The 22,925-nt window shown below is 61.9% G+C and carries 18 protein-coding genes; 7 read left to right on the plus strand and 11 right to left on the minus strand.

The features are described from left to right. Nucleotides 1-77: 77 nt before the first annotated feature. Nucleotides 78-986, minus strand: coding sequence for a type I methionyl aminopeptidase (map, locus tag JTF07_RS17980; RefSeq protein WP_204235605.1), 909 nt, complete (start codon nucleotides 984-986; stop codon nucleotides 78-80). Nucleotides 987-1,150: 164 nt separating this feature from the next. Here map and JTF07_RS17985 point away from each other — a divergent pair, with 164 nt between their 5' ends. After that, nucleotides 1,151-1,876: a FadR/GntR family transcriptional regulator gene (locus JTF07_RS17985; RefSeq protein WP_204235606.1), complete on the plus strand. Its 726-nt coding sequence runs from the start codon at nucleotides 1,151-1,153 to the stop codon at nucleotides 1,874-1,876. A 146-nt stretch (nucleotides 1,877-2,022) separates the two neighbouring features. Here JTF07_RS17985 and ald read toward each other — a convergent pair whose 3' ends face one another. Then, entirely contained in the window at nucleotides 2,023-3,141 is a 1,119-nt protein-coding gene (gene ald / locus JTF07_RS17990) for an alanine dehydrogenase (RefSeq protein WP_204235607.1), read from the minus strand. Nucleotides 3,142-3,469: 328 nt separating this feature from the next. On the opposite strand from ald, the gene JTF07_RS17995 reads away from it, so the two are divergent. The 3 genes from JTF07_RS17995 to JTF07_RS18005 are packed head-to-tail and all read left to right on the plus strand — an operon-like array spanning nucleotide 3,470 to nucleotide 8,081. Continuing rightward, the gene (locus tag JTF07_RS17995; RefSeq protein ID WP_143921611.1) at nucleotides 3,470-3,673 is read left to right on the plus strand and encodes a hypothetical protein; all 204 of its coding nucleotides are present in this window, start codon (nucleotides 3,470-3,472) and stop codon (nucleotides 3,671-3,673) included. Between the two features lie 3 nt (nucleotides 3,674-3,676). Then, nucleotides 3,677-5,035 (plus strand): type I glutamate--ammonia ligase, encoded by a 1,359-nt coding sequence (gene glnA / locus JTF07_RS18000; RefSeq protein WP_143921612.1) that lies wholly within the window; start codon nucleotides 3,677-3,679, stop codon nucleotides 5,033-5,035. A gap of 4 nt (nucleotides 5,036-5,039) precedes the next feature. Continuing rightward, nucleotides 5,040-8,081, plus strand: a complete 3,042-nt coding sequence (locus JTF07_RS18005; RefSeq protein WP_204235608.1) for a bifunctional [glutamine synthetase] adenylyltransferase/[glutamine synthetase]-adenylyl-L-tyrosine phosphorylase — start codon at nucleotides 5,040-5,042, stop codon at nucleotides 8,079-8,081. 9 nt (nucleotides 8,082-8,090) lie between these two features. Here JTF07_RS18005 and JTF07_RS18010 read toward each other — a convergent pair whose 3' ends face one another. Continuing rightward, a complete protein-coding gene (locus JTF07_RS18010) occupies nucleotides 8,091-9,560 on the minus strand; it encodes a mycothione reductase (RefSeq protein WP_204235609.1) in 1,470 nt (489 codons plus the stop codon). A gap of 157 nt (nucleotides 9,561-9,717) precedes the next feature. Then, nucleotides 9,718-11,142, minus strand: a complete 1,425-nt coding sequence (glnA, locus tag JTF07_RS18015; protein ID WP_204235610.1) for a type I glutamate--ammonia ligase — start codon at nucleotides 11,140-11,142, stop codon at nucleotides 9,718-9,720. A gap of 143 nt (nucleotides 11,143-11,285) precedes the next feature. On the opposite strand from glnA (JTF07_RS18015), the gene JTF07_RS20985 reads away from it, so the two are divergent. Then, nucleotides 11,286-11,726: an RDD family protein gene (locus tag JTF07_RS20985; RefSeq protein WP_204235611.1), complete on the plus strand. Its 441-nt coding sequence runs from the start codon at nucleotides 11,286-11,288 to the stop codon at nucleotides 11,724-11,726. Nucleotides 11,727-11,900: 174 nt separating this feature from the next. On the opposite strand, the gene JTF07_RS18025 is transcribed toward JTF07_RS20985, so the two are convergent. Genes JTF07_RS18025 through lipB form a run of 3 tightly spaced genes read right to left on the minus strand, consistent with a single transcriptional unit; the run spans nucleotide 11,901 to nucleotide 14,389 of the window. Further along, nucleotides 11,901-12,632 carry a DUF4191 domain-containing protein gene (locus JTF07_RS18025; protein WP_204235612.1) on the minus strand — a complete coding sequence of 244 codons (732 nt, stop codon included), beginning with the start codon at nucleotides 12,630-12,632 and terminating at the stop codon, nucleotides 11,901-11,903. Between the two features lie 55 nt (nucleotides 12,633-12,687). Beyond that, nucleotides 12,688-13,740 (minus strand): lipoyl synthase, encoded by a 1,053-nt coding sequence (lipA, locus tag JTF07_RS18030; RefSeq protein WP_204235613.1) that lies wholly within the window; start codon nucleotides 13,738-13,740, stop codon nucleotides 12,688-12,690. A 10-nt stretch (nucleotides 13,741-13,750) separates the two neighbouring features. Then, complete coding sequence (lipB, locus tag JTF07_RS18035; RefSeq protein WP_204235614.1) at nucleotides 13,751-14,389, minus strand: lipoyl(octanoyl) transferase LipB; 639 nt, start codon at nucleotides 14,387-14,389, stop codon at nucleotides 13,751-13,753. A gap of 178 nt (nucleotides 14,390-14,567) precedes the next feature. Between lipB and JTF07_RS18040 the strand changes: the two genes are divergently transcribed. After that, nucleotides 14,568-16,016: a serine/threonine-protein kinase gene (locus JTF07_RS18040; RefSeq protein ID WP_204235615.1), complete on the plus strand. Its 1,449-nt coding sequence runs from the start codon at nucleotides 14,568-14,570 to the stop codon at nucleotides 16,014-16,016. A gap of 128 nt (nucleotides 16,017-16,144) precedes the next feature. Here JTF07_RS18040 and sucB read toward each other — a convergent pair whose 3' ends face one another. From sucB to JTF07_RS18055, 3 genes are all read right to left on the minus strand, one after another. Continuing rightward, nucleotides 16,145-17,998: a 2-oxoglutarate dehydrogenase, E2 component, dihydrolipoamide succinyltransferase gene (gene sucB, locus JTF07_RS18045; protein WP_204235616.1), complete on the minus strand. Its 1,854-nt coding sequence runs from the start codon at nucleotides 17,996-17,998 to the stop codon at nucleotides 16,145-16,147. Between the two features lie 20 nt (nucleotides 17,999-18,018). Next, nucleotides 18,019-19,407 carry a dihydrolipoyl dehydrogenase gene (gene lpdA / locus JTF07_RS18050; protein ID WP_204235617.1) on the minus strand — a complete coding sequence of 463 codons (1,389 nt, stop codon included), beginning with the start codon at nucleotides 19,405-19,407 and terminating at the stop codon, nucleotides 18,019-18,021. 152 nt (nucleotides 19,408-19,559) lie between these two features. Then, nucleotides 19,560-21,050 (minus strand): leucyl aminopeptidase, encoded by a 1,491-nt coding sequence (locus tag JTF07_RS18055; RefSeq protein ID WP_204235618.1) that lies wholly within the window; start codon nucleotides 21,048-21,050, stop codon nucleotides 19,560-19,562. A 160-nt stretch (nucleotides 21,051-21,210) separates the two neighbouring features. Between JTF07_RS18055 and JTF07_RS18060 the strand changes: the two genes are divergently transcribed. Next, on the plus strand, nucleotides 21,211-22,317 hold the full coding sequence (locus JTF07_RS18060; RefSeq protein WP_353844016.1) for a quinone-dependent dihydroorotate dehydrogenase: 1,107 nt from the start codon (nucleotides 21,211-21,213) through the stop codon (nucleotides 22,315-22,317). On the opposite strand, the gene JTF07_RS18065 is transcribed toward JTF07_RS18060, so the two are convergent. Further along, a complete protein-coding gene (locus tag JTF07_RS18065) occupies nucleotides 22,292-22,852 on the minus strand; it encodes a DUF3043 domain-containing protein (protein ID WP_353844017.1) in 561 nt (186 codons plus the stop codon). The genes JTF07_RS18060 and JTF07_RS18065 overlap by 26 nt on opposite strands. Nucleotides 22,853-22,925 lie beyond the last annotated feature (73 nt).

Below are 22,925 nucleotides of genomic sequence, written 5' to 3' on the forward strand. Positions count from 1 at the left end.
CGACGAGCCCGGCTTTGATGCCTGTGCCTCCTACATCGACTCCGATGGCGAAGCGTCCCTGCTGATCGTCTGTCATCTCAGTCCTGTCGGGTCATAGGCCCTGCAGCGATGGCTGCATCGGCATCGGGGAGGGTGAGGATATCGGCACCGGTCTCGGTGACGACAAGTGTGTGTTCGAACTGGGCGGAGCGCTTCCGATCCTTGGTAACCACTGTCCAGGCGTCGTCCCAGACGTCCCAGTCGACAGTCCCGAGGTTGAGCATCGGTTCGATGGTGAAGATCATCCCCGGCTCCATCACCTCGGCGTGGGCGGGTGCGGCGTCGTAGTGGGGAACGATGAGACCGGTATGGAACTCCCGTCCCACCCCGTGTCCGCTGTAGTCACGGACGACTCCGTAGTCGAAGCGCTTGGCATACTTCTCGATGACTCGACCGATGACGTTGATCTCGCGGCCCGGTTTGACGGCTTTGATTCCGCGCATCGTGGCCTCCCACGTCCGCTCCACGAGCAGACGGGACTCATCATCGACCTCGCCGGCAAAGAAGGTGTAGTTCGTGTCTCCGTGCATGCCGTCGATGTAGGCGGTGATGTCGACGTTGACGATGTCCCCGTCCGCGATGACCGTCGAGTCCGGGATGCCGTGACAGATCACCTCGTTGAGCGATGTGCACACGGACTTCGGGAATCCGCGATAGCCCAGTGTCGAAGGATAGGCGCCGTGGTCGCACATGTATTCATGGGCGACTCGGTCGATCGCATCGGTGGTCACTCCGGGTTCGATCATGTCGCCCACCGAGGCCAGAGCGTTCGCCGCGATCCTACCCGCCACGCGGACCTTCTCGATCTCCTCGGCGGAGTAGAAGTTGCTGCCCCTGCCTTCGTCGGCATCGGCGCGACCGACGTATTCGGGTCGGGTGATGTTCTGGGGGACACCCAGTTCAGGAGAGATGGTTCCGGGCGTGAGCAGGCGAGGCATATCAGTCATGGTGACTTCGATTCTAGAGCGGTTGTGTCCCGATATTCCACAATTGCACTGTCTGTCGGTGTGAGGGGGCCATCGGAGAGGAATTAGAGTGGAGACAGATATCGTCGCCTGCGTGTGCGACGACAGGTTGCCACAATTGACGAGATGAAACGGAAGGGGAAATGATGAACGAGCAGACTGCCTCGGTCGGTCCCGAGTTCTCCGGTCTCAGCGATGTAGTGAGTCTCACGAGCGCACCCCAACAGATCGCTGACCATATCCTCTCCGGCATCGCTGTGGGCGCGCTTCCCGAGGGCACACTGCTGCCCGGTGAACGAGCCCTTGCCGCCGATCTTCAGGTCTCACGCTCGAGTGTGCGCGCGGCACTGCTGCGGCTGGAGCGTCTCGGAGTCGTCGAACGGCGGCGTGGGCGCGGGGGCGGAACTTTCGTGTCCAGCGCGGAACCGACGGCTCTGGCCCCGATGGCCGATCGCATCGGCGAATTCCATGCCGAACGCAGAAATCTTCTCGATGCCCGTGCGATCTTCCAGAACAGTCTGGCCGCGACTGCAGCTCTGCGGCGAACCGAGGAAGAGCTCACGGAGCTCCGGGAGTTGGCACAGAGGTATTCTGAACGCGCCGAGGCAGGTGTGGCCAGAACGGCTGATGCGCAGTTCCACTTCGCCATCGCTCGGGCCGGGCACAATCCCGAGCTCGTGCGCATGGCTATCGACATCGACACCAGGATCAACGCAGGCTTCCGCCACGACCCCTTCTCCCACACGCTCTTCGACCATGCAGTGGCCGATCACGCAGCCATCGTCGAAGCGATCGCCGACCAAGATGCGCAGGCCGCCGGCCAGCTGTGCGAGGACCACTTCCGGTCGACGACGATGCCGCCGGCCAGTTGAGCTCATTCCGGCTCCGCCGCGGATTCCGGCGCCCGCCTCCCAGTCTTCCAGGACTGCCCTGGAACAATGCGGAAGGCTGACATCAGGATAATGATGTCAGCCTTCCGGGTATGTGCTTCAGACGAGGTTCACTCGAACTCGTGCGTTCAATTCGCCAGAGCGTGTGCGACAGAGACGGCCTCGAGACCGAAGGCCTCGGCAACGTTGTCGTTGGTGACGTGCCCATTGTGGATATTGAGTCCACGAGCCAGACCCGAATCCTTTGACAGGGCCGCGTGCCATCCCTGGTTGGCGATCTTGACTGCGAACGGCAGAGTCGCGTTCGTCAGTGCGGCCGTGGCCGTATTGGGCACCGCACCGGGCATGTTCGCCACGCAGTAGTAGATCGAGTTGTGCACCTCGAAGGTGGGATCATCGTGAGTGGTGGGCCTCGAGTTCTCGAAGCACCCGCCCTGGTCGATGGCGATGTCGACGAGCACCGAGCCCGGCTTCATCCCCGCGACCATCTCGTCGGTGACGAGCTTCGGCGCCTTCTTGCCGGGGATGAGCACCGAACCGATGACCAGGTCGGCAGAGGCCAGGGACTTCGTGATCTCGTATTTGTTCGAGACCTTCGTAGCGATCGCACCGGCAAAGGCCTCATCGATCTGACGCAGGCGGGGAATGTTGATGTCGATGACCTCGACGGCAGCACCCAGGCCCAGGGCCATACGAGCGGCGTTAGTGCCGGCGACTCCTGCACCGATGACGACGACGTTGGCCCGTTCGACACCGGGGACGCCTGAGAGCAGGATGCCGCGACCGCCCGAAGCCTTGAGCAGACTGTGAGCGCCGACCTGCGTTGACAGCCGCCCAGCGATCTCACTCATCGGAGCCAGCAGCGGCAGGCCTCCGCCGTCGGGCGCAACAGTCTCGTAGGCGATCGCGGTGGTCCCTGCACTCATCAGTGCCTGAGTCAGCGCTTCATCTGCGGCCAGGTGCAGGTAGGTGAAGAGGACCAGGTCCTTGCGCAGGAAACCGTATTCTTCGGCAATGGGTTCTTTGACCTTGAGGACCATGTCCCCGGCGGCCCAGGTGGATGCCGCGTCCGCAGCGATCGCGGCACCAGCATCGGTGTACTCATCGTCGGTGATGAATGACCCGAGTCCGGCACCGGCCTGAACCGTGACTTCATGTCCATGTGAAACGAGCTCGTGGACACCGGCAGCGGTGATGGCGACGCGGAACTCGTTGTTCTTGACCTCGGTGGGCACTGAAATGCGCATAGCTTTCCTTCTCTCATGTTGCCCCATGGGCAGTTCCAGCCAAATCGAACTGTGGCTGAGGATACAACTCACTGTATTCCTTTGAAGGTCTGCAGGGCAAACCTTTATCGCCAGGATTCGTGCGCGTTCCTACGGATTCGGTGGAATATCGACCACACCAGTGCGAAAAAACCATATTCTGTTGCATTCAGACACAGAAGCGGTCCAGTTTTTGGAAGTCACAGACGTGTGCGGGCGAAGTCGTGCGTTGAGGTCCTGGCGGCGACAGGCAGAACCGGTAAGCTGAAATCTGTCAGGGATTCACCACACCCACGATGAAGGGTTCGACATGGGACTGTTCAAAGATATCGACGATGCCGATTCGAAGTACTACTTCAATCTCAAGACCAACTCGGTTGAGCGTGGCCTGGTCAGCGATGCGGACCACCGCATGGGCCCCTACGAGACAGAGGAAGTGGCTCGAGCCGCCCTCGAGCGGGCCCAGGCCCGCAACGAAGAGTGGGAAGAAGACGACAAGAAGTGGAACGGCTGAGGAATGTCGCGTCAGGAAGAATTCGTTCTTCGCACCGTTGAAGACCGTGAAGTCCGCTTCATCCGCCTATGGTTCACCGACGTCCTCGGCGGGCTGAAGTCGGTCGCAGTGGTTCCGGCAGAGCTCGAAGGGGCCTTCTCCGAGGGAATCGGCTTCGACGGATCCGCCGTTGAGGGACTCTCACGGGTCTATGAGGCAGATATGGTCCTCAAACCCGATCCCTCCACGTTCTCGCTGCTGCCGTGGCGTGGCGAGAAGGAACCTACCGGGAGGATGTTCTGCGATATCCACGTGCCCGGGGGAGAGCCTGCGCAGGCTGATCCCCGCAACGTTCTCAAGCGGACGCTGGCGAAGGCCGCGGAGAAGGGTTTCTCCTTCTATGTTCACCCGGAGATCGAGTTCTACCTGTTCAAGACGGACAACCTCGATCCGGGCACCGGAATCCTCGAGGGAACCAGACCCATCCCCGTCGACACTGCCGGCTACTTCGACCATGTCAACGGCGGTACCGCCAACGACTTCCGTCGCTCCGCGGTCACCATGCTTGAAGCCATGGGGCTGTCCGTCGAGTTCTCCCATCATGAAGCCGGTCCTGGGCAGAACGAGATCGACCTGCGCTACGCAGACGCGCTGACCATGGCCGATAACATCATGACCTTCCGATCGGTGATCAAGGAAGTTGCGATCTCTCAGGGCGTCTACGCATCCTTCATGCCCAAGCCGCTCAACGATCATCCGGGCAGCGGAATGCATACACATGTCTCACTCTTCGAAGGTGAGAACAACGCCTTCTTCGAGCCCGGAGCCATGTATCAGTTGTCGAAGACCGGCAAACAGTTCATCGCCGGCCTCCTCACCCACGCAGCAGAGATCACCGCGGTGACGAATCAGCACGTGAACTCGTACAAGCGTCTGTGGACAGGTCACGAAGCCCCGTCATACATCTCGTGGGGACACCGGAATCGTTCGGCTCTGGTCCGCGTGCCGCAGTACAACTCGGGGAAGTCCTCCTCCGCGCGCATCGAATACCGGGCGCTTGATTCCTCAGCCAATCCGTACCTGTCCTATGCCCTCATGCTCGCGGCCGGGCTGAAGGGCATCGAGGAAGACTACGAGCTGCCTGAGGAGGCCGAGGACAACGTGTGGCAGCTCTCGGACACCGAACGCCGGGCGATGGGAATCCAAGCACTGCCTTCGAGTCTGTCCCACGCTCTTGAGATCATGGAGCAGTCCGACCTGGTCGCGGAGACGCTGGGCGAAGAGGTCTTCGACTTCTTCCTGCGCAACAAGCGGCGGGAATGGAACGACTACCGCGCTCAGGTCACTCCGTTCGAGCTCAGCAAACACTTCACCTCGATGTAGTCTCATGGCCCGGATCACTTCGCGCACCTCGGTCGTCACCGAGTCTGCCGCTCGCTTCCTCGACGAGATCAATGAACTCCTCGGCCAGCCTCTGGCCACCGACTCACGCTTCATCGATCTCCTCGAGGCGACACCGGATCCGCACGCGGCCGCCCTGGGTCTGCTGCGGGTCCTGGAGGCCGCAGGTGAGACCGCGCCGCAGTTCCTCGATGCCATCCGTTCGGGGACCGAAGCAGAGCTCGCCGAGGATGAGATCGACCGTGCTCTGCTGCGACGGGTGCTCGCAGTCATGGGCACGTCCGAGGCGATGGTCGACCACCTCGTGCGGCATCCGGAGTCCCTGCCGCAGCTGGTGGAGCGGTCTCCGTTCCTGATGATCTCCACTCCCGCGGCCTCGGCGGCATCGCTGCGCAACGATCTGCTGGCCAGTGTGGGTGCCGATCCTGATGATCCGGCACCCACGGCGGACCACCTCGGCGAGGAGGCGATCAAAGATCTTCGTCGCACCTATCGCGATGCACAGCTGCGGCTGGTCGCCGATGATCTCGTCGCCGAGGCGCCAGAGGAGATCGTCGATCATGTGATGGCCGTGCTCTCGGACCTGGCAGCCGCTGCCATGGATGCAGCTCTGGCCATCGCCAGGGCAGAGCTCGATCCTGAGGGCACGGTGCGCATCGCTGTGATCGCCCTGGGCAAGACCGGGGCGCGCGAGCTCAACTACGTCTCCGACGTCGACGTGGTCTTCGTCCTCGATTCGTCGACGAGTGATGAGCAACGCGATCTGGCCACGGAGGTTGCCCAAAGAATGCGCGGCATCCTCTCCGATGCCGGCGCGGAGCCAGCGCTGTGGGAGGTTGACACGGCACTGCGTCCCGAGGGCAAGGCCGGGGCACTGGTGCGCACGATGTCCGAATTCACCCGCTACTACGCGGACATTGCGAAGAACTGGGAGTTCCAGGCTCTCCTCAAGGCTCGGCCAGTGGCCGGTGACGTCGGGGTGGGCGAAGAGTTCGTCGAGGCGCTCCTGCCGCTTGTGTGGGAGGCCGCCAGCCGTCAGGGGTTCATCGACGGCATCCGCTCGATGCGCCGTCGCGTGGTCGATCTCATCCCTGCAGCCGAGGCGCCTCGACAGATCAAGCTGGGACGTGGAGGCCTGCGCGATGTGGAGTTCTCGGCACAGCTGCTCCAGCTGGTCCACGGGCGCACGGACGAGGAGATCCGCACACCCAACACACTCGTGGCTTTGGAGGAGCTGGGCGAGCATGGGTACATCGGAAAAGAGGATGCCTTCGTCTTCTCCGCCGCCTACCGGTTCATGCGCGTGGTCGAACACAGGGTCCAGATTCCGCGGATGCTGCGCAACGCACTTATTCCCGACGACGATGAGAAGCTGCGCATCCTCGCCCGGTCGGTCTTCACCTCCGGCTCACGAAGTGGATCCCGGCTGGAAGAGACCCGCAAGGACTACGCGAAGCAGGTCACCCGGCTCCACGATCAGATCTTCTACCGACCCATCCTCGACGCGGCAGTCGGAGTGCACGGCGCCGTCGTCGACGCGCACAACCGGGGCAGCAGCATGCAGGCTGCCGCCGACCGACTCCAAGCCTTCGGCTACCGCGACCCACAAGGCGCTTTGTCTCACATCAAGGCGCTGACCTCCGGCATGTCACGCACCGCACTCGTCATCAAACAGGTGCTGCCGGCGCTGCTGGACTGGTTCTCCGACGGAGTCAGCCCCGATGCCGCGCTCCTGGCCTTTCGCCGACTCACGGATTCGCTGTCATCCTCCGGCTGGTTCCTCAAGATGCTCCGTGATTCCGGTCTGGCGGCGAAATCGGTGGCCGATGTCCTCTCGCTGTCCGGCTATGCCAGTGAACTGCTCCTGCGCCAACCCGCCGCGGTCGCCTGGTTGGACAATTTCGACAACCTCACACCCCGTGATCCGAAAGCCCTCGAGGCCGAAGTCGGGGGTCTCCTCAAACGACATGAGGCATCTGCGATCACGCCGATCCGTGAGACGTACAGCCGTGAGCTCCTGCGCATTGCTCTGCGTGACGTCCTCGATGTCGGGGACCGGGCGGAGGTCCCCGGTGACCTCTCGGCACTGATGGATCTGGCAGTCAGCGGCGCACTGCAGGCCGTCCGCATGGACCTCGACCAGCCCGATACCCCGCGGTACGAGTTCGCGATCATCGCAATGGGCCGGTGGGGCGGAAATGAGATCGGCTACTTCTCCGACGCCGACGTGACGTTCGTCTACCGCTCTGTCGGTGAGGAGCTCGGTGCCGAGGATAAGGCGAAGCTGAGCAAACACGTCAACAAGCTCGCTCTCGGTCTCGGCAGCCGACTCAAGGCCAGCGACGCTGCGCAGGGCATCGATCTCGATGCGGATCTGCGACCCGAGGGTAAGAACGGGCCGCTGGTCCGAGCCCTGTCCTCCTACCGGGCCTACTATGCGAAATGGTCTCAGCCATGGGAAGCACAGGCGCTGCTGAGGGCTCGTCCGGTCGCCGGTGACTCCGGCCTCATTGAGGACTTCACCGAACTCATCGATCCGCTGCGGTATCCGGTGGAGATGCCGACGAAGGCGCTGACCCAGGTCCGCACGCTCAAGGCGCGGATGGAGGATGAGCGCCTGCCTCGCAATGCGGACAAACGCCGACATCTCAAACTGGGTCGGGGGAGTCTCTCCGATGTCGAGTGGACGGTCCAGCTCCTGCAGCTGCAGCACGCCCATCAGATTCCCGGCCTGCGGACAACCTCGACATTGGCAGCGCTGAGTATCGCAGCCGGCGAAGGGCTCATCCCCACGGATGATGCCGAAGAGCTCGCGGCCGCATGGCAGTTGGCAACCGATGTTCGATCAGCCGTCATGCTGTATCGGGGACGCACCGCCCAATCGCTGCCGGAGGAGCATTTCGAACTGGAGGCCACGGCCCGACTGCTCGGATATCCGGCGGGCGGCGGGCACGAGCTCGAAGACGACTACCTGCGCACCACCCGCCACGCCAGGAACATCATGGAAGAGCACTTCTACGGCTTCTGAGAAACGCGGTCAGTTCCGATCGAACTCAAGGCCCAAGAGCGCATTCTCAACGACCTCGGGCAGAGCCGGATGAATCCAGTACTGCCGCTTTGCCACCTCGTCTGCGCGCTGTCCGAACGCCATGGCCTGGATCAGTGGTTGGACGATCATCGACGCTTCGTGACCGACGATATGGGCACCCAGGATCTGATGCGTCGTTTTGTCCGCGATGAGCTTCACGATGCCGGGGTCATCGGCCATCGCCCACCCATACGCCACGTCGGAAAACTTCTGCACCTTCACGCTGACATCGTGACCGGCCTGCCGGGCCTCCTCCTCTGTGATGCCGACGTAGGCGACCTGAGGTGAAGTGAAAACGGCCCCGGGAACGGCGTGATGGTTGACCTCCCGCAGATCCGCCTCGGCGGCGCTGCCCGGTTCTCCGGCCGCTACGTCGACGGCGAGATTGTCACCGACGACATCGGCCTCGTGATTGGCCACGTGTTTGAGCTGGTGCGGGGAACTGATGTCGCCGAGGGCGAACACGCCGGGGACCGGCTGTCCGTGGGTGAGGACACGCTGGCGTGAATCGACGCTGAGACGGCCATCATCAAGAACGTCGAAGCCGGTGTCGACCACATTCAGACCTCTGGTGTTCGGCGTCCGTCCGGTGGCGATGAGAACCGCATCCGCGTCGATCTGCGAGGGAAGATCGACTTCGCCGAGGCGGCCGCTTTCCTTCAGCGTCAACGAAACCTGGTCGTCATCGAAACTGTACGAGGCCACCTCGGCTCCGCGGTGGACCGTATGGGTGCGTTCGAAGAGGTCCGTGAACTCCTGTGAGACCTCCTCGTCGATGTTGCCGAGCAGGCGGGGGCCACGTGCGATCACGGTCACCTCGGTGCCGAACCCGGCGAAGACATGGGCGAACTCCATGGCGATGATGCCGGATCCGACGATGACCAGCCGTTCGGGCCTCTCAGGGATGCGCATGATCGAGTTCGACGTGAACACGGGATAGCCATCGGTGTCCACAAGCTGCGGATCCAGGCCTTCGGCGTCGGGGATGACAGGGGAGGCGCCGGCCGCGATGACGATGCGATCGGCAGTGATGTCCTGACCCGAGGCGGTTCGCACCGTCTTGGCCCCTGTGAAGTGAACGTGTTCTGCCACGACAGTGACATTGGGTTGGCGATCACCGCTGCGGTAGCCCCGGCCTCCGGCTTCGATGGCGTCGACACGGTCGAAGATGCGCTTCTGCAGCGCCGGCCAATCGACGCTGTTGAACTCCGTAGAGAGATTGTAGGCCTTCGCGTCGGCCGCCTGTTCGGCGATCGTGGCGGGATAGACGAACATCTTCGTGGGAATGCACCCGACGTTGAGGCAGGTGCCGCCGAAGTGCCACTCCTCAGCAATCGCCACGTTGAGGTCGGAGAATCGGTCGTCGAGGAACATGTTCCCGGAGCCTGTGCCGATCAGAAGGAGATCGAAATGCGTCATTGTCCATCCCTGTATCAGTTGTGGTCGCCATAGAAGGCCGCCCTGCTCAGAAGCACTGAAGGGCGCCACGGGTGACAACCCGTGACGCCCCCACTGTATTCCCAGCAGCTGCGGTCACACATTCCTTGCGGCAATCCGCGGGCCCTGGGGCCGTGGCTCAGAGTCCGTAGTAGAGCTCGAATTCTGTCGGAGTCGGACGCAGACGTGCAACGTCGATCTCGTTCTCCCGTTTGATCCGAATCCACGTCTCGATCAGGTCGGAGGTGAAGACGTCGCCCGCGGTGAGGAAGTCGTGGTCCTTTTCGAGCTCGATGAGCGCCTCATCGAGGGAGCCGGGGACCAGCTTGATGTCCTTGGCTTCCTCTGGTGGGAGCTCGTAGAGGTCCTTGTCGATGGGCTCCGGGGGCTCGATGCGATTGCGGATTCCGTCGAGGCCGGCCATCAGCTGGGCCGAGAAGGCCAAGTAGGGGTTGGTCGACGGGTCCGGCACGCGGAACTCGAGACGCTTGGCCTTCGGCGAGCTGCCGGTGACCGGGATGCGGATCGCGGCGGAGCGGTTGCGAGCCGAGTAGACGAGGTTGACGGGAGCTTCGTATCCGGGCACGAGACGACGGTACGAGTTGATCGTCGGGTTGGTGAAGGCCAGCACTGCGCCTGCGTGTTCGATGAGGCCGCCGATGTACCAGCGAGCCAGATCGGAGAGCCCACCATAGCCGTTCTCGTCGTAGAACAGCGGTTCACCGTTCTTCCACAGCGACTGGTGGCAGTGCATGCCCGAACCGTTGTCATCGAAGAGCGGCTTGGGCATGAAGGTGGCCGACTTGCCGAGTTCGTAGGCGGTGTTCTTGATCACGTACTTGAAGTCGAGGAGCTGATCGCCGGCATGCTGCAGGGTCTTGAACTTGTAGTTGATCTCCTGCTGACCTGCGGTGCCGACCTCATGGTGGGCCCGCTCCATCTCGAAACCGATCTGCTCCAGCGTCAGCGACATCTGATCGCGGATGTCGGCGAACTTATCCTGGGGTGAGACAGGGAAGTATCCGCCCTTGAACGGGGTCTTGTAGCCGAGGTTGCCGCCGGGCTCGTCTTCGCCCGTGTTCCAGGCGGCTTCCTCAGAGTCGATCTTGTAGAAGCTGCTGCCCGGGGTGTTCTGGTAGCGGATGGAGTCGAAGAGGTAGAACTCTGCCTCGGCGCCGAAGAAGACGGTGTCGGCGATGCCGGTGCTCTCGAGGTAGGCCTCAGCCTTGGCCGCAACCTGGCGAGGGTCACGAGAGTAGGGCTCATCGGTGAAGGGATCGACGATCGAGTGCGTGATGACCAAGGTCTTGGCCTCGCGGAAAGGGTCGATGTAAGCCGATGAGACATCGGCGAGCAGCTTCATGTCCGATTCGTGGATGCCCTGGAAGCCCGTGATTGAGGAACCGTCGAAGAGCAGACCTTCGGTGATCTCTTCCGAGCCGTACGAGGCTGCAGGAAGGTTGAAATGCTGGACGACACCGGGGAGGTCGCAGAAACGGACGTCAACGAATTTGACGTCGTTCTCCGAGATGTAGTTGACGAGTTCTTCAGCAGACGAGAACACTTAGTCTCCTAGTTAGATTATGGTGGTCGTTTGTCTTGACCATTGCCAATCTTAGTTGCAAGCAGGTGAAGTGGTGATGACGTCCATGTTTCGGGCATGTTTCCTGAGGGGTCGTCCAGGTTCGATTTGGGTAAGCTGGGTTCGTGATTAATCGTGATGACCTCGGTTCCTGGCTTGAGGGACCCAAGATTGAGCGTGAAGACGGCGATTGGCCGGGCAGGCGCTTGGGTTTGCCGGAGACCGGCTCACATTCGCTCGCTCCCGCCTGGCGCAGACTGCTGGGCCTCCTGGTGGATTGGTTCTTGTGCCTGGCCATCGCCAATCTCATCGGCTCGTCCAATCCGCTTCTGGCTCCGGGCATATTCGCACTGGAGCACTTCCTGCTCGTGTCCACGCTCGGATACACGGTCGGCCACAGGATATTCGGAATCGAGGTCCGTCGCCTTGACGGTCATGTGCCGGGGTTCGCCAAAACACTCATCCGCACTGCTCTGGTCGTCCTCGTCATTCCCGCGCTGATCTTCAACCGCGACAATCGCGGTCTCCATGATCTGGCTGCCGGCACACTCATTCTCAAACGCTGAGGCATGTCCCGGCTGAGGACCGCTCGTCCTGGTTGAGAGCTCTTTGTGCAGAAGCGAAACTGCAGACCAGTGGGGCACCGACTCGATCGAGTCGGTGCCCCACTGGTCTTACTGTGACTGCTAATAGTGCGTCGGTGTGGACCACTGCAGCGCCTCGGTGTGTGAGCGCAGAGATCAGCGTCCGCGCATCGCCTTATGGTTCGGGCGAGCCTTGTTCGGGTCAATGCCCTTCGGGATCGGAGGACGAGTCCCCTGGGTGCCGAGAGCAGCGAGACGATTGCGCACGGCCAGCACTTCGTTCTTATTGAGTTTGCGCGGAAGCTTCTGCACGGCCGGCACAACCTGCTTCATCTTCAGCTGGCCATCCTCGTTGCCTCCCTGGAACGTGTGAACCGGGACATTGGGCAGAATGCGCTCATGGCGTTTGCGCTCTTTGGCCAGCAGCTTCGCACTGCGACCCTTCGGTCCTTCGCTGAGCAGAACGACTCCCGCGCGACCGGTCGAGCGGAACACGAGGTCGCGGCTCTTCGGGTCGATGGCGATGGGCTTGTCGTCCATGAGGTAACCGCGGCGGGCGGTGTTGAGGACGGCACCGAAGGCTCCGGGCTGTCCGTCCATCTGCGCGAAAGCTGCGGTTTCGGCAAACCGACCGAGCATGAACATGCCGAGCAGCAGACCCACCATGAAACCGAGGATCGTTGTGAAGACCGCTCCGCCGAACAGAAGTCCGGCCAACAAGCCGATGAGCGTGCAGCCGAGGATCGCCGCGGCCAACAGCCACGGGGTGGCCTTGTTGTGCCTGGCCGACAGTTCGTAGACCTGCTTCATCTGCGCCAGACGTCCTGGCTTCTTGTTCGGATCCTTGGGCTTCCGGCGGAAAAGTCCCTTGCGCGGTTCTTCGCTCATGCTCTCACTTGCTCTTGAATGGCGTATCGGCGTCGGGGCTGGGCCCCGAGCGCTCTCATTGCTCAGCAGTCAAGTCTACCTCTTCGCCCGGACCGAATGTATCCACAACGGCCTGAGCCTCCTGCTTGGCAGGAGTGTGCTTATCAAGGTGGGACAGGTGGGCGGGGATCTGCTCCCCACGGTGGCGCATAGCGGTCGCCCACAGGCGGCCGGCACGGTATGAGGAACGCACCAGGGGGCCGGACATGACGCCTGAGAATCCGATGTCCTGCGCGGCATCGCGCAGCATCACGAAGTCGGCCGGCTTGACCCACCGGGTGACGGGGTGGTGGCGGGGGGAGGGCCTCAGGTACTGGTTGATCGTGATGAGATCACACCCAGCCGCGTGCAGGTCACGCAGAGTCTCAATGATCTCGTCGTTCGTCTCACCCATGCCCAGCATGAGGTTGGACTTCGTGATGAGTCCGGCCTCGCGTGCCCGGGTGATCACGGACAGTGACCGCTCGTAGCGGAAGGCCGGACGGATCCGCTTGAAAATGCGGGGGACGGTCTCAACATTGTGAGCCAGCACCTCCGGACGTGAGGAGAAGACCTCTGCCAGCTGATCGGGTTCAGCGTTGAAGTCAGGGATGAGGAGTTCGACGCCCGTACCGCTTCCATCGGCGCTGTTGAGATTGTGGATCTGACGCACGGTCTCGGCATACAACCATGCGCCGCCGTCGTCGAGGTCGTCGCGGGCAACTCCGGTGATCGTCGAATAGCGCAGGCCCATCTCTCCGACGGAGGCTGCCACGCGGCGAGGTTCATCGGCATCGAAATCGGCAGGCTTGCCTGTATCGATCTGACAGAAATCACAGCGTCGTGTGCACTGTTCGCCGCCGATGAGGAACGTCGCTTCGCGGTCTTCCCAGCATTCGAAGATATTGGGGCAACCGGCTTCTTCGCAGACAGTGTGCAGCTCCTGCTTGCGAACCAGTGATTTCAGAGACGTGTATTCGGGGCCGATATGGGCCTTTGCCTTGATCCAGGCTGGCTTGTCTTCGATCGGCGTCTCTGAGTTCCGTGCTTCGACACGGAGCATGCGACGGCCTTCTGGCGCTATGGTCACGTCTGATCTCCTAGGCTGTGATGTGGTTGTGCAGGATCTCGTCAAGGCGGTTCGCGACATCCTCAGGTGTCACGCTTCGGCCAAGCTCTGCACTCATGGTGGTGGTGTCGGCGTCCGTGATCCCGCAGGCGATGATCGATTCGTATGCGTCGAGGTCATTGCTGCAGTTCAGTGCCAGACCGTGCATGGTCACGCCTTCGTGGATGCGGATGCCGATTGCGCCGATCTTCCGGTCACGGCGGGTTCCGTCTCCGAGGATCCACACACCCGCGCGCCCCTCGATGGTCGTGGCTTCGATGTCGTATTCAGCGAGAAGTTCGATCATCGAATCCTCGAGCTGAGAGACGAACAGTCTGACCTCTTTGGTGTCGTTGAGCTTGTACACGAGGTAGGCGACGAGCTGACCCGGCCCATGCCAGGTGATCTTCCCTCCACGGTCGACATCGACGACCTCAGTGCCGTCGGTCGGCCGCTCATGGTCTTCTGTGCGTTTTCCGGCAGTGTAGACCGGCGGGTGTTCGAGCAGGAGAATCGTTGATCTGCGATCCCCAGCGAGCACTTCTTCGTGATACTTCTTCTGCAAGTCCCAGGTTCGCAGGTAGTCCGAGTAAACGGGTGCGAAGCCCAGTGTTTCGGTGACCAGAGGCATGCCTCCAGACTATGTCCCTTCACCCGGGGGTTCAATTTCATTGAAGATGAGCCTCAACACCTTTGGGCACTCTGACCCTATTGACATAGATCGGTACATCAAACACTATTAAATAGAATCAAACATACTCATATTGCACTATTAATGCCGCGCAATCCATCGACGGAGATGACGAACAATGACGTGGGAACTCCAAGCCCCGATCTCTGACGACATTCATCGACTGGTGAATGCTCAGGGGCAGACGCTCTGGGGAGTCGCCCATGGCGGCTTCGACGCAGATCATCCGGATGCTCTCGGCATCGCCGAGGTCGATCTTCCTACCGGCCCCACCTCGCTTCTGCTCGTGAAACCACTTGCCGGCGGCCTCGTCCTCGACGCCATACGTTCCTACCAGGGGCTGGTGGAAGGGGAGTTGGCCACGCTCTTCCTCGGCGTCGTCGACGAGCTGCGGGGGAGCAGCCATGCGCAATCCCGTCTCTGCCTCGAGAGCATCGGCCTTGATGCCGATGGCCACCCCCGGATCATTCCCGGAATCAGGCGAACATCGCCGGCTTCGACCCGATTCGCGGTCGGAGAGATGATCTTTCACGCGGCGCACGGTCGTCCGTGGGAGCAGAGTCCCCTTCCGGTCTCCGTCGCCCTGGACGGCTGCTCCCAGCCGCTGCAGACGTTGGTCGCACAGCTGCTTGGCGACCCGCGTGCCGTCTCCGGTCTCAATGACATCCTCGACGAGGTGGGCGCGGCACTACATCGAACCGGGGCCGCCAGTGCGCTCCCGCTGCTGCCTGCTGAAGCCGACCTCGACCCCGGACAGGCCCTGACGGCCCGCTTGCGAGCAGCCAAGTCATCGGTGCCCGGGCGTCGGGCCGATACTGCAACGGCGCCCGGTCGATCCGAGACCACAGGCACTGCGGGTCGGCTGCGGGCAGCCAGCCGCGAAGGTGTTCGCAGGAGGCACCGAGGACTTCACCGAGGCCCAGCGAGTCCGAACTGGTTGACCCGTCTGTCATCAACGTTCGGTGAGGGATGTCGCAGGCTGCTGGATCGGATGCAGACTGTGGAACGACGACCACAGAAGCTGATGACCGGGCCGCGAGCTTGGGCTCTCCTCGCAGTTCTCGTGACGATCCTCGGCGGGTCCGTCATGGTCAGGACGTGGACCACGGAGGGAACCGCCGCCTCGGTGAGTTCGCCGGAGGACTCAGGGCGGACTTCGGCAGAGGGCGCCGTGCCGGGAACGAGTGAGCCGGACGACGACGCCTGGAGGATGTCGGACAGCCAGATCTTTGCCCTGCTGGACGATCTCTGCCGAAAGCGCTCTGATGCGTTGAGTGCCGGCGATGTACAGGCTTTAGCGGCACTGACCGTCCCCGACTCCTCAGCTGCAGCGGCCGATGAGCTGCTCGAACTCCGCGCCTTCGTCGGCCATGACTACACGATCGAGCTGGATGATCCAGTCGTCACAGAGCACACGGACGACCACATATTGGTCCGGGCCCGCATGTCGACGAGCGTCACGGCCGGAGGGAAGGAGTCAGGGTTCGGGCCCACACACGTCGAGTTCGAGTTGGTGCCCCACGGCAGTGCCGTCAAGATTCTCGCAGTCACGGAGATCGACGGCTGATTGGAGGGGAGGTCCGGTTGCTTGGGGATAGGTATGAAGGAATGGGAAAGCCGGCCACATCAGTGACCGGCTTTCCCATCTCCCTGGAGAGTCTGGCGACTCACCTCAGGAACTGCTCCTGGTACATATCAGAGCTCGAGGTCCGCTTCGAAGTTGCCTTCTTCCAGACGCGCCTTGATCGTCTGCAGGAATCGTCCTGCATCCGCACCGTCAACCAACTGGTGGTTGTAGGTCAACGGCAGGTAGACCATGTCGCGGATGGCGATGGACTCTTCCCCGTCTGCAGTCTTGACGACGATCGGACGTCGCACGATCGTACCGGTGCCCAGAATGCCCATCTGCGGCTGATTGATGATCGGAGTATCGAACAGTGCACCCACCGAACCGATATTGGTGATGGTGAACGTTCCACCTGAGAGCTCATCAGGCATGATCTTGTTGTTGCGAGTCCGGTCCGCGACATCGTCGATGGATTTCGAGATCCCGGCGATGCTCAGGTCGCCAGCGTCTTTGATCACCGGCACGAGGAGTCCACGGGGGGTGTCCACCGCGATCGCCAGGTGCTCATGATCGAAGTACGTGATCTGCTGAGATTCCAGATCGTACTGTGCGTTGACCTTCGGGTGCTGCTTGAGCGCCTCGACGACGGCCTTACCGAAGAACGGCAGGTAGGTCAGCTTCGAACCGTGCTTTTCCTGGAAGGCCTCTTTGTTGGCCTTGCGCAGTTTCACGACCTGAGTCATATCGACCTCGACCACCTGGGTCAGCTGAGCCGATACGTCGAGGGACTCGCTCATCCGCTTGGCAATCGTCTGGCGGATGCGCGAAGCCTTCTCCGTGGTGCCACGAAGCTTCGCGGCTTCCTCGGGAATCTCGAGCTTGAACGGTGCCTTCGCACCGCCGGCTGTCGGAGCTGCCGAACTCGTCGCTGCCGAACCACGATTCGCGGCCGCGGCGACGACGTCCTGCTTGCGGATGCGTCCGCCCACACCGGTGCCGGTGACCGAGCTCAGATCGACTCCCTCATCGCGTGCCAGACGGCGCACGAGAGGGGTCACATATGCGGCATTCTCACCAACGGTGTCAGCAGCGGCGGGAGCAGATGCTGAGCTCTCAGAGTTCGCCGCAGCAGGCTTCGAAGCGGCCGGGGCAGAGGTCTCCTGCTTCGGTGCTTCTTCTGCGGGTGCGGACTTCTCGTCTTCGGCAGGTGCTTCTTCCGCTGGCTCCTCAGCAGGGGCTTCCTGAGGCTGTTCGGCCGGAGCTTCCTCTTCAGCGGCGGAGGACTCTGCCTCAGCCTCCTCTGAATCGGAGGGTCCCGAGTCGGAGGAGGCAGGAGCGCCTGAGCCGACGCGAGCCAACGGTGCGCCGACCTCGACGGTCTCGTCCTCTTCGGCCAGGTGTGCCTGGACTGTGCCTGCCACGGGCGAGGGAACCTCGGTGTCGACCTTGTCGGTGGACACCTCAAGCAGAGGTTCGTCGACCTCAACCTCTTCGCCGACCTCTTTGAGCCACCGAGTGACGGTGCCTTCGGTCACGGACTCACCGAGCGCTGGCATGGTGATCTCCGTGCCTTCGCCTTCGGAATCCGACGAGGCCGGTGCTTCAGCTTCTGATTCGTCTGCCGAGTCAGAAGCTTCTTCCTCGGCGTCCTCTGCTGCTGCGGGCTCGGATTCTTCGGCTGCTTCAGAGGAGTCCTCGTCGGAGGAGTCCTCTGCCTCGGTCGAGTCTGCGGAATCGGATCCGCTGCCGTCGCCGATGTAGGCAAGGTCTCCACCGACTTCGACGACATCGTCTTCGTCGGCCAAGATCTTCTCCAGAACACCTGCGTACGGGCTGGGGATCTCCGTGTCGACCTTGTCGGTCGACACCTCGAGCAAGGGCTCGTCTACTTCGATTTCTTCACCGACGGACTTCAGCCAGCGGGTGACTGTTCCTTCGGTCACCGACTCACCGAGAGCCGGCATCTGCACGGAATTCGACATGTCTTTCGTCTCCTCGGATCTTAAGAGTGGAAGTGCAGGGGTTTGCCGGCAAGGGCCAGGTGGGCCTCGCCGAGTGCTTCATTCTGCGTCGGGTGAGCGTGAATGAGTTGCGCAACTTCCTCTGGGAATGCCTCCCAGTTGACGATCAGTTGGGCCTCGCCGGCCTGTTCGCTCAGTCGAGCGCCAATGCCGTGGACGCCGACGACGGGTCCGTCCTTCTCACGGATGACCTTGATCAGACCCGTGGTATTGAGGATCACGGACTTGCCGTTGCCGCCCAGGTTGTATTCGATGGATTCGACGCTGTCGGCTCCATACTGCTCTTCGGCCTGCTTGGACGAGAGTCCGACAGAGAAGATCTCGGGTTCGCAGTAGGTCACGCGAGGAATCCCGGATTCCAATACAGGAACCGGGTTGAGTCCAGCGATCTCCTCGGCGATGAAGATTCCCTGACCGAAGGCACGGTGGGCCAGCTGAAGGCCGGGAACGATGTCGCCGCAGGCGTAGATGTTCCCGACGCCGGTGTGGAGCCGCTCGTTGGCCAGGACGAATCCGCGGTCCATGGGGATGCCCTGCTCTTCGAAGCCGAACCCGTCGGTGACTGGGCCGCGGCCGACAGCGACGAGGAGGTACTCGGCTTCGAGGACCGAACCGTCTTCGAGGGTCACCTTGACTCCGTCGGCGGTCTCTTCGACGCCCTTGAACATGGTGCCGAGCTTGAAGCCGATCTTGCGCTTCTTGAAGGCGCGTTCGAGGTTCTTCGAGATCGTCTCGTCCTCGTTGGCCACGAGGTGCTTGAGTCCCTCGACGATGGTGACCTTTGCGCCGAACGACGACCACACGCTGGCGAACTCGACGCCGATGACGCCGCCGCCGAGGACGATCGCTGAGCCGGGAACCTTGTCGAGCTCGAGAGCCTCGGTGCTCGTGATCACGCGCTCGGTGATGTCGAGGCCGATGGTCTTCGACGTCGACCCTGTCGACAGGAGAACATTGGTGCCGGTGACGGTGTGCTTGCCGTCTTCGCCCTCGACCTCGACCGTATCCTTGCCGACGAGTTTGCCGGTGCCGAAGTACGTGTCGATTCCACGTGCTTTGACCAGACCCTGCAGGCCCTTATAGTTGCGAGAAATGACATTGTTCTTGTAGTCGAGGACTTTCTCGATGTCGATGCCCTTGAATTCGACCTCAATGCCGAAGTTGGACGATTCCTTCGCTGTGTCGGCGACTTCTGCAGCGTGCAGAAGCGCCTTCGTCGGAACACAACCGCGGTGCAAGCATGTGCCGCCAACCTTGTCGCGTTCGATCAAAGCAACCTTCATGTCGAGCTCTGCAGCGCGCAGCGCGGCAGCGTAGCCGCCGGTTCCGCCGCCGAGAACGACAAGGTCGTAGGTCAATGAGTCACTCACGGATTACTCCTCGTAGCTGTGAATAAGCCTGCCTTACGCAGCTTTCCTTCTATCTTTCCACTTTTCTCGCCAAGGGCGAAAGCACACGCTGTCTGTTTGGACACAGGTGGCGATGATCACGTCAAGATCGACAGCGTGTAGAAACTGGTGTGTCAGTTCACCTGCTTCGCTGCTTGGATGAGGGTCCGAACTGCCGCGCCGGTGGCGGCGAGCGGTGTGTAGCCGAATGCGGACCCGGTGTTGAAGCTCGGTCCGGCGATGTCGATGTGCGCCCAGTTCGCGTCCTCGCCGACGAATTCCTGAAGGAATGCGGCGGCGGCGAGCATACCGCCGTGGCGGGGACCGGAGTTCTTCAGGTCCGCGGCGTTGGAGTCGAAACCGGAGAGCATCTCCTCGGGGATGGGCATTGCCCACATCTCTTCGCCGGCTTCAATCGCTGACGCGGTCACCAGCTTGCGTGCAGACTCTGCGCCCATGACGCCTGACGTCCGATTGCCCAAGGCGACGACCTGCGCACCTGTCAGTGTGGCCACGTCGATGAGCAAGTCAGGATTCTCAGCACCGGCGTCTGCCAAGGCGTCGGCGAGGACCAATCGGCCCTCGGCATCGGTATTGGTGACTTCGACGGTCTTGCCGCCGCGCATATGCAGCACGTCGCTGGGACGAGTAGCCGATGATCCGGGCATGTTCTCAGCCAGGGGCAGCCAGGCAGTCGCGCGGACTGGCAGTCCCAGGTCTGCGATGGCGAACAGGGCCTGGACCACGGCTGCCGCACCGGCCATGTCGGACTTCATATCCTCCATGCTCGCTGCGGGTTTGAGGGAGATGCCGCCGGAGTCGAAGGTGATGCCCTTGCCGACGAAGCTCACGTGACGCTCGGCACCCTTGGGGGAGTATTCGACCTTGACCAGACGCGGGCCGCGGGTTGATCCCTGGCCGACACCGATGAGTCCACCGTATCCACCAGCCTGGAGTTCCTTCTCGCCGAGGACGCTCACTTTGAGTTTGCGTTCCTTGCCCTGCTCCTTGACACGCTGGGCGAAGGATTCGGGGTAGAGATCGAGAGGAGGGGTGTTGACGAGGTCGCGAGCCCGATTCGTCGCTGCGGCGATGATCGCGCCGTTCGAATGTGCTGCCGAGTGCTCTTTGCTCTTGGGCCCGAGGATGGTGACGTCTCCGGGCACCTTGTCTGCGTCCTGGCTGCGGTAGTCGATGAAGCGGTAGGCGCCGAGGCCAGCACCGATGGTGATGGCTTCGACTGCCTGGGCGGTGATGGCCGGCAGGCCCACAGCGATCGAATCCACACCGTCGAGGGCACGCAGGGCACTGCCTGCGGCGCGACGGAGGACTTCGTGCGACTTCGCTGCGGCGTCAGTGCCGGACGCTGTGGAGTCGAAGGCGCCGAGACCGACCAGCAGGATGCTCGAGGAGGAGAAGCCCTTGGGTGCGGCTACTCGTGCCGTGGACCCGGCCTTTCCGCTGAATTCGATGGCGCGGACCACGTCCTCCAGAGCGGTGCGTGCGGTCTTCGCAGTGTCGAGGCCGAGAACCTTGTCGTCAGCGACTCCCAACACCAGAACGGAAGCGGTGGCTTTCACGAGTGTGGTCGAAGAGTAGCTGGTGGGCGTGGATGCACTGGGCATATATTCCCTTTCATCGTCTTTGAACGTTGAATCGATCCTAATGCCATTTCACGGGGGATGGATAACGGTGACAGTTCTGAGCAGGGATCTGCGTGAATTGCCGATGTCTGTCAACCGTGCCGCCCTTCGGCCGATCTCTCACCTGACATATTCTGGTGGTGTGTACTCACTTATCTTCAAACTCTTCTTCGCCCCTATGGATGCCGAACGCGCACATCATGTGTCGTTCACAGCGCTGAGAATCCTCGACTCCGTTCCAGGTCTGGGACGTCTCCTGCGTGTGGTTCTGGCCCACGGCACCCGCGATGAGGTGGATGTGCTGGGCCTGCGCTTTCCCAATCGCCTCGGACTCGCAGCTGGTTTCGACAAGAACGGTGAAGGGATTCGTGCCCTGTCTGCGCTGGGCTTCGGCCATATCGAGGTCGGCACCATCACCGCTCATGCTCAGCCCGGCAATGACAAGCCTCGACTATTTCGCCTGCGCGACAACCTCGCGCTGCTCAATCGGATGGGCTTCAACAACCAGGGTGCCCGGCAGGCTGCTTTCAACATCGAACAGCAGCGGAGGTCGATTGCCTTCCTGCCTGATGCCCAGCGTCCGATCATCGGGATCAACATCGGCAAGACCAAGGTCGTCGACGCTGCCGATGCGGTCGAGGACTATGCGAGTTCAGCGCGGTTCTGTGCGCCTCTGGCTGATTACCTCGTCATCAATGTGAGTTCGCCGAACACTCCGGGTCTGCGTGACCTGCAGTCTGTGTCGAGTCTGGAGCCCATCATCGACGCTGTGCGCTCTGCCGCCGCCGAGGTGGTCGCGACTCCTCGTTCCACGCTCGGTCATGTGCCGCTGCTGGTCAAGATCGCACCCGATCTCAACGACGCCGATGTCGTCGAGATCTGTGATCTCGCGGTGCGTTCAGGTGTCGATGGCCTCATCACCACCAACACCACGATCGATCGCGACGTGCTGAGTGGTCAGGAAGCTGACTTCGCTCGCGGCGAGGCTGGTGGAATCTCAGGCCGACCGTTGGCCCGCCGGTCGATGGAGGTCCTGCGGTTGGTCAGGTCCACCGTCGGGCAGAACTTGAGCATCATCTCGGTCGGCGGAATCGCTGATGCCAATGACATCAGCGCCCGACTTGCGGCGGGCGCTGATCTTGTTCAGTCCTATTCGGAGATGATCTACTCCGGACCGTTCTGGCCCGGACGGACCATCCGCGCCAGGTGTGCGCGGACTCTGCTCACTCGGGGTACTGGCGGCGCTTGACCTGAGGCTTCGGCATGCGCAGCGGACGGATCTGGACGCTGCGCATGATCGCGTAGAAGGCCAGGCCTCGTTCGACGGTTCCGAACTTGGCTTTCAACCGTCCCTTGAGGATGTAGTTGACGATGACGCCGTCGAGGATGACCAACGCCAGCAGGCCCCAGACCGCGTAGGTGAAGTACTGCTGAATGGCGACCGGCTGTGTGAATGCCACAACCAAGATCAGAATCGCGGCGGGGATGAACAGTTCTCCGATGGAGAAGCGAGCATCGATGTAGTCGCGAACGTAGCGACGCTGGGGACCTTTGTCGCGGCGTGTGAGGTACTGCTCTTCGCCATTCATCATGCCGATGCGGGCACGATCGCGGTCCTTGCGTGTCTGTTCCTTGGCCCTCTGGTTCGCCACCTTGCGATCCTTCGAAACCAGCGGCTGCTTACGCACCGATTCCTGCTGACTGCGCTTGGGCGTCGGCCGTCCTTTCTTCTGCTCAGCCTCACGCTGCGGGGCAGCACCAGGGTGTGAACCGTCATCGTTCACCGGTCGATTGTCGGAGGATTGCGCATCCTCATGAGATTTTTTGCTTCCGAACACCTAATGAATACTACCTTTG

The organism is Brevibacterium sp. RIT 803 (assembly GCF_016892625.1).
GTDB lineage: Bacteria > Actinomycetota > Actinomycetes > Actinomycetales > Brevibacteriaceae > Brevibacterium.